The sequence below is a fragment of the Aquabacterium sp. genome, assembly GCF_021768455.1.
Lineage (GTDB): Bacteria > Pseudomonadota > Gammaproteobacteria > Burkholderiales > Burkholderiaceae_C > Aquabacterium.
The window spans coordinates 1-10,094 of sequence record NZ_JAIZVX010000152.1; the positions used below are offsets into that span (position 1 = coordinate 1).

Consider the following 10,094-nt stretch of genomic DNA (forward strand, 5'->3'; position numbering starts at 1 on the left):
CCCAGCCCCTGGCTGCGGCGGCGACTGCGCCTGATCGAAACCGAGGCCCGAGCCTGGTCGCGCTCGGCCGCGGACTTCACGCCCCAGCGCTGAGCGGCCGAGCCGCCGAGCGCGCGACCTCAGGAGGCGGCGCGCCTGCATGGCATCGAAGCCGCCTCAGCGCGGCGCCAGCACGAAGTCACCGGCCTCATGGCCGGCAAAGCCGATGGGTGCGTACTGCGGCTGCTGAGGCACCTTCAGTCGCCGGGCCAGGTGGGCAAAACGCGAAGAAACCGCCCCGAAAAACTCCTGCGCGGCCACCGGCGCCTGCACCTGGTCGAGCACGTCGAGCAGGCTGCGGGCAAACAAGGAGTGATCGATGCTGCCGCCGTCGACCACCGGCTCCAGCCCACCGGAGGTGAGGGCCACGCGCACCCGCTGCTGGGCCAGGTGCTGCAAGGGGGCCACGCGCTGGGCAGGGCTCAGGGCCTGGTCGATCTGCGGGATCAGCGAACGCACCAGGGTGCCCGCGTAACAGGAATCGGCGATCACCATCACGTGACGGGCCTGCATGGCCGCCAGCTGGTCGGTCACGTCGATCACCGACACCCACTGAGCGAGGTCCTGCTCGGCACCGTCAACAGGGATCCAGTAGCCGCGTGCGGTCACCGGGTCCATGTGGCCATGTCCGGCGTAGTAAACCAGCACCTGGTCTTCGGGGCCGGCCTGCTGGCGCAGACGGGAGAGGGCGGCCAGCATCTGCTGCCGGTTGGCGTTGACCAGCACGGTGGGCTCGAATCCGAAGCGCTGCTGCAGGGCGGCGGCCACGGCGCGGCCGTCCGAGACGGGCGTGTCAAGGCGCGGCCAGTGCACGTAGGCCTCGTTCGACAACACCAGGGCCAGACGCCGCCCCTTGAGCAGCTCCACCGGCGACTTCACCGCTGCGGCCACCACCGCCGCCGAAGGTGCCACGCTGCCGCCCGCTGTGCCACCCGCCGATGGCGAACGCTGGACCAGGGCCAGTTGTGCCTGGGCCTGGTGACCCGTGGTGTCCTGCGCCTGCACCGTCACGCTGGTGCGGGCCTCGCCCACCGACACCGGGATGCTCAGGAAGCCCTGGGCATCGGGAGACTGGTCTTGCCCATTGACCTTGACGGAGGCCACCGAGGCCAGGCCACCCGGCGCGACCACACGGGCCACCACCGTGGCCGGCCCTGGCTCGGCCTCGACCAGCACCTGGCCACCCACCGGACGCGGCAAGGGCGCGGCCGCGCTGGGCGCCACGAACTCCACCTTGAGCGGCTCGCGCTGGGCAAAGCCCAGGCCGGCCACCAGCCCGCCACTGGCGGCCACGAGCAACTCGCTCACCCGGTCGGCACCGGCCTGGGATGCGCTTGCGGCGGTGGACGAGGTCGATGGGGTCGACACCGCGGCATCGGCCGCAGACACCGTGGCCGATGCCGACACCGACGCCGCCCGGGCCAGCCCCGTCTGGGCCACCGTGCCCGCCGCCCCCGCGCCCACACCGGCGGCCTGGCTGCTCAACAGCGCCGCGAGGTTGAAAGCGGCCCGAGCCACCCCCTGGGCCGCGGCCTTTTCATACCAGGCCTTGGCCAGGGCCGGCTTGCCCTGACGCTCGTAGAGCTCACCCAGCGTCACCTGGGCTTCGGGCACCCCCTCGGCGGCCAGGGGCAGCCACACCTTGGTGGCCGCCATGGTCAGGTCTTGCGGCTCGATGTACTCGCCGCCACCGGCCGCGCAGGCCTGGGGCGTCACCCGGGCGGCACGGCGCGGGGTCATGCTGGTGCTGAAGGCCCCCAGGCGCCGCACCTGCCCAGGAAACAGGCAGTGCACCAGGCCATCGTCGCGCTGCTCGCCCGCGTTGAGGCGCTCCAGCGCATCGGCCGCGTGGGCAGGCGTCGCCCAGGGCGCGCACGCGAACAGCCACACCAGCCACACCTTCGAGAAGGTCACGCCCGTTTTGCCTTGGCCGGCCGGCTTCGTGTGCACGCTCAGCCCGCCCGGAACTGCACGCGGCGGTTGCGCGGGCTGAAGGGATCGGCCTTGTCCAGCAGCCTCTGCGAGCCCTTGCCCTCGACCAGCAGGAGCTTGGCCGACAGCTTGCGTTCGTGGACCAGGTAGTCGCGCACCGCGGCAGCGCGGCGCAGCGAGAGGCGGTCGTTGTAGCTGGCCCGGCCCTTGGCATCGGTGTGGCCTTCGACCACCACGCGCACGGTGCCATCGGTCAGGCGGATGCCTTCGGCGATGGCATCGATCTGGGCGCGGGACTGGGGCGACAGCTCGGCCGAGTCAAAACCAAACTGCACCGGGATCGACAAGGCACTGGCCTCGCTCACGTTGCTCACCGGCTTTTGCGTCAGGGCAGCAAAAGGCGAGCCCGGCAACTGGCCGCGCTGCTTGACCTGCTCGGCCGCACCGCGAGAGAGGATGTCGGCCACGTCCTGCGCCGAAGGCGTCTGGCCCTCGCCGTACGCGATCACGTTCTGGGCCCCGGCCCCCCAGTTGGCACAGCACAGGGCGGCGATGGCACCCAGGCGGATCAGGAATCGGTGGTTCATGCGCATCCCCTCAGATTTGTATGGAAGTGAATCGGCATTTTCACTGGGCACCTCCCGCGGCTGCACCCGGGTCAGGCCACCCCGATGGGGGGAGAATGTAAGCAATCGCATCGCCCGGCCTGATGGCTGCCCCACCATGTCCCACACGCCCTCGGTCGCTGCCCCCACGGGCCCCCTCCACACCCGCCACGGCGTGTGCAACCTCTGCGAGGCCATCTGCGGGCTGACCTTCCAGGTGCAGGGCGACGGGGCGCAGCAGCGCATCGTGGGCATCTCGGGCAACAAGGCCGACCCGCTCTCGCGCGGCCACATCTGCCCCAAGGCCCTGGCCCTGAAAGACCTGCACGAAGACCCGGACCGCCTGCGACAGCCCGTCAAGCGCGTCACCGTCGACGGCGAACACCGCTGGCAGACGATCGGCTGGGACGAGGCCTTCGACCTGGTCGTCGAGGGTCTGGCCCGGGTGCGCGAACAACATGGCAGCCAGGCCGTGGCCGTCTACCAGGGCAACCCCAGCATCCACAACTGGGGCAACGTCACCCACGGCCACCTGTTCTTCGGCCAGTTGAAGACGCGGCAGCGCTACTCGGCCACCTCGGTCGACCAACTGCCCCACCACCTCGTCTCGCACTGGCTGTATGGCCACCAGCTGCGCCTGCCCGTGCCCGACATCGACCGCACCCGCTTCATGCTGGTGCTGGGCGCCAACCCCATGGCCTCCAACGGCAGCCTGATGACGGCGCCCGACATCCGGGCCCGCTTCAAGGCCCTGGCCGCGCGCGGCGGCAAGCTGGTCGTGATCGACCCGCGCAAGACCGAAACCGCCGCCATCGCCGACGAGCACCACTTCATCGACCCGGGCAGCGACGCCGCCTGGCTGCTCTCCCTGATCCACACCCTGTTCGACGAAGAGCGCGTGAACCCCGGGGCCCTCGCGCCCTTGCTCGACCAGATCAAGGCGGTGCGGGACGCCGTGGCCCCCTTTCGGCCGGAAACCACGGCCACCCACACCGGCATCGACGCGGCCACCACCCGCCGACTGGCCCGAGAACTGGCCGAGGCAGAAGGCGGCGTGGTGTACGGACGCATGGGCGTCTCCACCCAGGCCCATGGCGTGGTCTGCCAATGGGCCATCCAGGTGCTCAACATCCTGACAGGCCAGCTCGACCGCGAAGGCGGCGCCCTGCTGCCCACCCCGGCGCTCAACCTGATCGGTTTGCAGCTCATGGGGCCTGGCCACTTCGGCGCCTGGCGCAGCCGCGTGCGGGGCGCACCCGAGTTCGGCGGCGAGCTGCCCGTGTCGGTCATGGCCGAAGAGATGCTCACCCCCGGCCGTGGCCAGGTGCGCGCCCTGGTCACCTCCTGCGGCAACCCCGTGCTCTCCACCCCCAACGGGCGGCAGCTCGACCAGGCCCTGGCCGGCCTGGACTTCATGGTGGCCATCGACTTCTACCGCAACGAGACCACGCGCCACGCGCACGTGATCCTGCCGCCCACCTGTTTTGTGGAACACGACCACGCCGACCTCGTCTTCCTCCACCTCGCCGTGCACAACGTGGCCCGCTACAGCCCGGCCATCGTGCCACCCGCCCCCGGCACCATGCACGACTGGGAGATCCATTCAGAGCTCGCCCGTCGCTATGCCCGCCGCACCTGGGCCCTGGAGCGCGGCAGCGTGCTGCAACGCCTGCGCGGTCTGGCCACCCGCGGGCTGATGCGCAGGCTCTCGCCTCGCACCCTGCTGGCCGTGGGCCTGAAGCTGTCGGCCAAGGCCGCGCGACGGCAAGGGCGCCCAGCCCTGCGACTGCGCGACCTGCTCGCCCACCCCGAGGGCATCGACCTGGGCCCGCTGCAACCCTCGCTGGGCGAGACCCTGCAGCGCGCCAGGCGCCGCATCGGCCTGCTGCCCCTGGGGATCCGGCAGGAGTTGCCCCACCTGGTGGCGCTGTTTGCGGGTGCCCCCATGGCCGAGCCCGCCCCCGATGCCACCGGCCCGCTCAAACTCATCGGCCGCCGCGACGTGCGCAGCAACAACTCCTGGCTGCACAACAGTGCCCGCCTGGTGTCCGGCAAACCCCGCTGCACCCTGTGGATGCACCCCCGCGACGCCGCCGCCCGCGCCCTGCAACACGGCCAGGCGGTGCGCGTGGCCTCCCGCGTGGGCGACATCACCGTGCCCCTGCACCTCACCGAAGACATCCGCCCCGGCGTGGTGAGCCTGCCCCACGGCTGGGGCCACGACCGCCCCGGTGTGCAACTGCAGGTGGCCCAGGCCCACGCCGGCGCCAGCCTCAACGACCTCAGCGACGACCACCTCACCGATCGCATCAGCGCCAACGCGGCTTTCAGCGCCCAGCCGGTCACAGTCGGCCCGGCCACCTAGAATCCGGCGCATGAGTTCTGCCAGCACCGAGATCGCCCACGCCGCCGCCCGCATGGTGGTGGAAGAAGGCCTCGAATACGGCCCCGCCAAACGCCGGGCCGCGAAACAGCTCGGCCTGACCGGCCGCGGCGACCTGCCCGACAACACCCAGGTGGAAGACGCCGTTTTCGAATACATCGAGGTGTTCTGCGCCGACACCCAGCCCGCCGAGCTGCTCGCCCTGCGCGAACTGGCCGCACTGTGGATGGGCCGACTGGCCGAGTTCCGCCCCCACCTGACCGGCGCCATCTGGCGCGGCACGGCCACCCGCCTGAACGACGTCCACCTCCAGCTCTATTGCGACGACAGCAAATCTGCCGAAATCATGCTGCTGGACAAGGGCGTGGCCTACGAGGTGGGCAGCACCAAAGGCCCTCGTGGCGAGATGGTCGACTGCCTGAGCCTGACCGTGCCCTGCCCGGCCCTGAACGAGCCCATCGGGCTGCACCTGACCATCCTCGACCGAGACGACCTGCGTGGCGCCCTCAAGCCCGACGCCCGCGGCCGCAGCGAACGCGGCGACCTGGCCGCCCTGCAAAAGCTGCTGTCGGCGCCCGCCGCCCCGGTGCCTGCGGCCTGAGTCCGCCTGAGGCCCCCTTCACGACACGCCCACACGAGCCCCATCACCATGACCCAGTCCGCCCCACCATCCGATCCGAAGGCACCGGTCTCCGGCGCCCGCCGCGCCCTGCTGGCCCTCGTGGGCCTGGGCGCCGCCGCAGGAGGAGCCTGGTGGGCCATGCGACGCAGCGCGCCACCGGCCACCACGCCCGACGCCAGCGCCGCCACAGCGGGCGAGCCCCTGCCGGCCGGTTTCTGGGCCCAGCAGTTCGACACCCCTGCCGGCACGCCCCTGGCACTCAGCGGCTTTCAGGGCAAGCCCCTGCTGTTGAACTTCTGGGCCAGCTGGTGCGGCCCCTGCGTGAAAGAAATGCCCGAGCTCGACCACTTCCACCAGGCCTTTCAGGCGCAGGGCGGACAGGTGCTGGGCCTGGCCATCGACGGCCCGACCCCGGTCAAGGCCTTCCTGGCCAAAACCGCGGTAGGATTCCCCATCGGTCTGGCCGGCCTGGGCGGCACCGAACTGGCCGCCGCGATGGGCAACACCGCCGGCGTCCTGCCCTTCACCGTGATGGTCAACGCCCAGGGGCGCATCGTGCAGCGCAAACTGGGCGCCACCACCCTGGACGAGCTCAACGGTTGGGCCAAAACCCTGGGTTGAAGCTGGACTCGGTACCCAAACGAACCACGCAAACCACCCCCATTTGTCCGCTTTCCTGAAGCCCGTTTGGGGGTGCTTTGCATTGTTTCGCTTGATTTGCGGGCATTTGCCCCTAAAATCCGCCTACTTTCACATTCTTGGCCTCGCCTCAAACGACAGTTTGAACGCCCTCAGGGCAACGGGGTCAGCAAAGCATGACGATTCTTGTCCTCAACGGCCCGAACCTGAACCTGCTGGGCACGCGTGAACCGCAGGTCTACGGTGCCACCACCCTGAACCAGGTGACCGACGGCCTTGTGGCCCATGCCGCCGCGCGCGGGGTCAAGCTGGACCACTTCCAGAGCAACCACGAAGGCGCCCTCATCGACCGCATCCATGCGGCCCGCACCGACGGCACCCGCTTCGTGATCATCAACCCGGGCGCCTTCACGCACACCAGCGTGGCCATCCGGGATGCCCTGGCTGGCGTGGCCATGCCCTTCTATGAAGTGCACATCTCGAACGTGCACAAGCGGGAAGCCTTCCGCCACCACTCCTACCTGTCCGACATCGCCGAAGGCGTGATCGTCGGCTTCGGCACCGCAGGCTACACCATGGCCCTGCAGGCTGCCCTCGACCGCCTGGCCGCCCAGGACGCCACACCCCGCGGCTGAAGCCACCCTGGCTCACACGACACCGGGCGGCCCACACGGACGCCCGGCCACCGCACCCCTCACGGGCCCACACGGCCCGCACGCATTGCTGGAGATTGCAAATGGACTTGCGCAAACTGAAGACCCTGATCGACCTGGTGTCGGAATCGAACGTCTCTGAACTCGAGATCACCGAAGCCGACGGCAAGGTCCGCATCGTCAAGGCCGGCGCCGCCCCCGTGGTCATGACCATGGCCGCACCCCAGCCCGTGGCCGCCGCCCCGGCTGCCGCAGCCGCCCCGGCAGCGCCCGCTGCCGAAGCCGCGCCCGCTGCCGCCCCGGTCGAAACCGGTCACGTGGTCAAGTCGCCCATGGTGGGCACCTTCTACCGCGCCTCCAGCCCGGGCGCCAAGGCCTTCTCGGAAGTCGGTGACCAGGTCAAGGAAGGCCAGGCCATCTGCATCATCGAGGCCATGAAGATCATGAACGAGATCGAGACCGACAAGGCCGGCACCATCACCAAGATCCTGGTCGAGAACGGCCAGCCCGTCGAATACGGTCAGCCCCTGTTCATCATCGAATAAGGGTCGCCTCATGTTCAAGAAGATCCTGATCGCGAACCGCGGGGAAATCGCCCTGCGGATTCAGCGCGCCTGCCGAGAGATGGGCATCCAGTCCGTCGTCGTCTACTCCGAAGCCGACCGCGACGCCAAGTACGTCAAGCTGGCCGACGAGGCCGTCTGCATCGGCCCGGCCCAATCGGCGCAGTCCTACCTGCACATGCCGGCCATCATCTCGGCGGCCGAGGTGACCGACGCCGAGGCCATCCACCCCGGTTACGGCTTCCTGTCGGAAAACGCCGACTTCGCCGAGCGCGTGGAACAGAGCGGCTTCGTCTTCATCGGCCCGACGCCCGAGTCCATCCGCATCATGGGTGACAAGGTCTCGGCCAAGCAGGCCATGATCAAGTCGGGCGTGCCCTGCGTGCCCGGCTCCGAAGGCGCCCTGCCGGAAGACCCGAAGGAAATCATCCGCATCGCCCGCTCGGTGGGCTACCCGGTGATCATCAAGGCCGCCGGTGGTGGTGGCGGTCGCGGCATGCGCGTCGTGCACACCGAAGCCGCCCTGATCCACGCCGTGCAGACCACGAAGGCCGAAGCCGGTGCCGCATTCGGCAACCCCGAGGTCTACATGGAGAAGTTCCTGGAGCACCCACGTCACGTGGAAATCCAGATCCTCGCCGACCAGCACAAGAACGCCGTGTGGCTGGGTGAGCGCGATTGCTCCATGCAGCGCCGCCACCAGAAGATCATCGAAGAAGCGCCGGCACCGGGCATCCCCCGCCGCGCCATCGAAAAGGTGGGCGACCGCTGCGCCGCCGCCTGCAAGAAGATCGGCTACCGCGGTGCGGGCACCTTCGAGTTCCTGTACGAAAACGGCGAGTTCTACTTCATCGAGATGAACACCCGCGTGCAGGTGGAGCACCCCGTGACCGAACTGGTCAGCGGCATCGACATCGTGCAGATGCAGATCCGCGTGGCCGCCGGCGAAAAGCTGCCGTTCACACAGCGCCAGATCGAGAACCGTGGCCACGCCATCGAGTGCCGCATCAACGCCGAAGACCCGGTGAAGTTCATCCCCTCACCGGGCCGCATCACCATGTGGCACCCACCGGGCGGCCCGGGTGTGCGCGTGGACTCGCACGCCTACACGAACTACTTCGTGCCTCCGAACTACGACTCGATGATCGGCAAGATCATCGTGCACGGCGACACCCGCGAGCAGGCCCTGGCCCGCATGCGCACCGCCCTGTCGGAGACGGTGATCGAAGGCATCCAGACCAACATCCCGCTGCACCGCGAGCTGATGGTCGACGCCAAGTTCATCGAAGGCGGCACCGACATCCATTACCTCGAAGGCTGGATGGCGGCGCGCAAGCGTTGATCCAAGGCGCTGCCTGCACCCCACACCACGACCATGCTGTTTGAACTCACCCTGCTGGCCAAAGAGGCCGAAGTCGAAACCCTGAGCGACGCGCTCATGGAGATCGAGGCCCTGTCCGTGTCCGTCGAAGACGCCGATGCCGACACGGAACACGAAGAAGCCCTCTGGGGTGAGCCCGGCATGCCCGTGGCCCGCGAAGCCTGGCAGCGCTCGACCATCAAGAGCCTGTTCCCGAGCGAAGCCGAAGCGCTGGAAGCCGCCACGCTGATCCTGGCCCAGGACTGGGCCACGGACGTGCACGTGCAAGGCATCCAGGAAGTGGGCGAGCAGGACTGGGTGCGCCTGACGCAATCCCAGTTCGCACCCGTGCCCATCACCGACAGCTTCTGGATCGTGCCGACCTGGCACGAGGTGCCCGCGGCCGCCAAGACGGTGATGCGCCTGGACCCGGGCCTGGCCTTTGGCACGGGCACCCACCCGACCACACGCATGTGCCTGAAATGGATCGCGCAGAACGCCGCGGCCCTGCAGGACCAGCTGGTGCTGGACTACGGCTGTGGCTCGGGCATCCTGGCCATTGGGGCCGCCCTGCACGGCTCGGGCGTGGTGGACGCGGTCGACATCGACCCGGCCGCGGTGGAGGCCACCGTGGCCAACGCCGAGGCCAACCTGGGCCATCTCAAGGCCCTGGACGGCGGACTTCCGGTGCACGCCGGCCTGCCCGACATGGTCGGCGAAGCCAACGGCCGCTACCCCGTGGTGCTGGCCAACATCCTGGCCACGCCGCTGCGCATGCTGGCGCCGCTGCTGGCCGGTCACGTTGCCGCCGGTGGCCACCTGGTGCTCGCCGGCATCCTGGCCCGCCAGGAGCAGGAACTGAAGGACGCATACGCCGAAGTCGGCCTGCGGTTGCAGGTCGCCAACGAAGAAGAGGGCTGGATCCTGATGACCGCCCAAAAACAGGCGCATTCGGTGGCATAAACGGGCCTCATGAGCCTCGCCACCCGTTGCACCCACTGCGGCACCATCTTCAAAGTCGTCCAGGACCAGCTCAAGGTCTCTGAAGGCTGGGTGCGCTGTGGCCGCTGCCACGAGGTCTTCCATGCCCTGCCCACCTTGTTCGACCTGGACAAGGACCCGCCGCCGCCCCGTGTGACGGCCCCCGCTGCCGAACCGCCGCCTGTGGCCGATGTGCCCACGGCGGCCTCCGGGCCCATCGCCAGCGACAGCGACAGCGCCGAGTCACCCGACCCGGACCAGGACGCGCCCCCCTCCACCTTTGCCGAGACCGAGCCGGCGCCGCTCGATGCGCCGAC

General features: G+C 69.4%; 10 protein-coding genes. 8 read left to right on the forward strand and 2 right to left on the reverse strand.

Features of this window, described 5'->3' with window-relative positions; translation table 11 throughout:
* Positions 1-156 precede the first annotated feature (156 nt).
* Positions 157-1,953 (reverse strand): caspase family protein, encoded by a 1,797-nt coding sequence (locus tag QZ994_RS16435; RefSeq protein WP_290874082.1) that lies wholly within the window; start codon positions 1,951-1,953, stop codon positions 157-159.
* A 38-nt stretch (positions 1,954-1,991) separates the two neighbouring features.
* Positions 1,992-2,558, reverse strand: coding sequence for an OmpA family protein (locus QZ994_RS16440; RefSeq protein ID WP_290874085.1), 567 nt, complete (start codon positions 2,556-2,558; stop codon positions 1,992-1,994).
* A 136-nt stretch (positions 2,559-2,694) separates the two neighbouring features.
* Between QZ994_RS16440 and QZ994_RS16445 the strand changes: the two genes are divergently transcribed.
* From QZ994_RS16445 to QZ994_RS16480, 8 genes are all read left to right on the forward strand, one after another.
* Positions 2,695-4,941, forward strand: a complete 2,247-nt coding sequence (locus tag QZ994_RS16445) for a molybdopterin-dependent oxidoreductase (protein WP_290874087.1) — start codon at positions 2,695-2,697, stop codon at positions 4,939-4,941.
* A gap of 10 nt (positions 4,942-4,951) precedes the next feature.
* Entirely contained in the window at positions 4,952-5,560 is a 609-nt protein-coding gene (locus QZ994_RS16450; protein WP_290874091.1) for a hypothetical protein, read from the forward strand.
* Between the two features lie 48 nt (positions 5,561-5,608).
* Positions 5,609-6,202, forward strand: coding sequence for a TlpA disulfide reductase family protein (locus tag QZ994_RS16455; RefSeq protein WP_290874093.1), 594 nt, complete (start codon positions 5,609-5,611; stop codon positions 6,200-6,202).
* Between the two features lie 194 nt (positions 6,203-6,396).
* Complete coding sequence (gene aroQ, locus QZ994_RS16460; protein ID WP_290874096.1) at positions 6,397-6,855, forward strand: type II 3-dehydroquinate dehydratase; 459 nt, start codon at positions 6,397-6,399, stop codon at positions 6,853-6,855.
* Positions 6,856-6,956: 101 nt separating this feature from the next.
* On the forward strand, positions 6,957-7,418 hold the full coding sequence (gene accB, locus QZ994_RS16465) for an acetyl-CoA carboxylase biotin carboxyl carrier protein (RefSeq protein WP_290874099.1): 462 nt from the start codon (positions 6,957-6,959) through the stop codon (positions 7,416-7,418).
* A 10-nt stretch (positions 7,419-7,428) separates the two neighbouring features.
* Positions 7,429-8,778 carry an acetyl-CoA carboxylase biotin carboxylase subunit gene (gene accC / locus QZ994_RS16470; protein ID WP_290874102.1) on the forward strand — a complete coding sequence of 450 codons (1,350 nt, stop codon included), beginning with the start codon at positions 7,429-7,431 and terminating at the stop codon, positions 8,776-8,778.
* A gap of 36 nt (positions 8,779-8,814) precedes the next feature.
* The gene (prmA, locus tag QZ994_RS16475; RefSeq protein ID WP_290874108.1) at positions 8,815-9,759 is read left to right on the forward strand and encodes a 50S ribosomal protein L11 methyltransferase; all 945 of its coding nucleotides are present in this window, start codon (positions 8,815-8,817) and stop codon (positions 9,757-9,759) included.
* A gap of 9 nt (positions 9,760-9,768) precedes the next feature.
* The coding region (locus tag QZ994_RS16480; RefSeq protein WP_290874105.1) for a zinc-ribbon domain-containing protein at positions 9,769-10,094 on the forward strand (326 nt) is incomplete at its 3' end.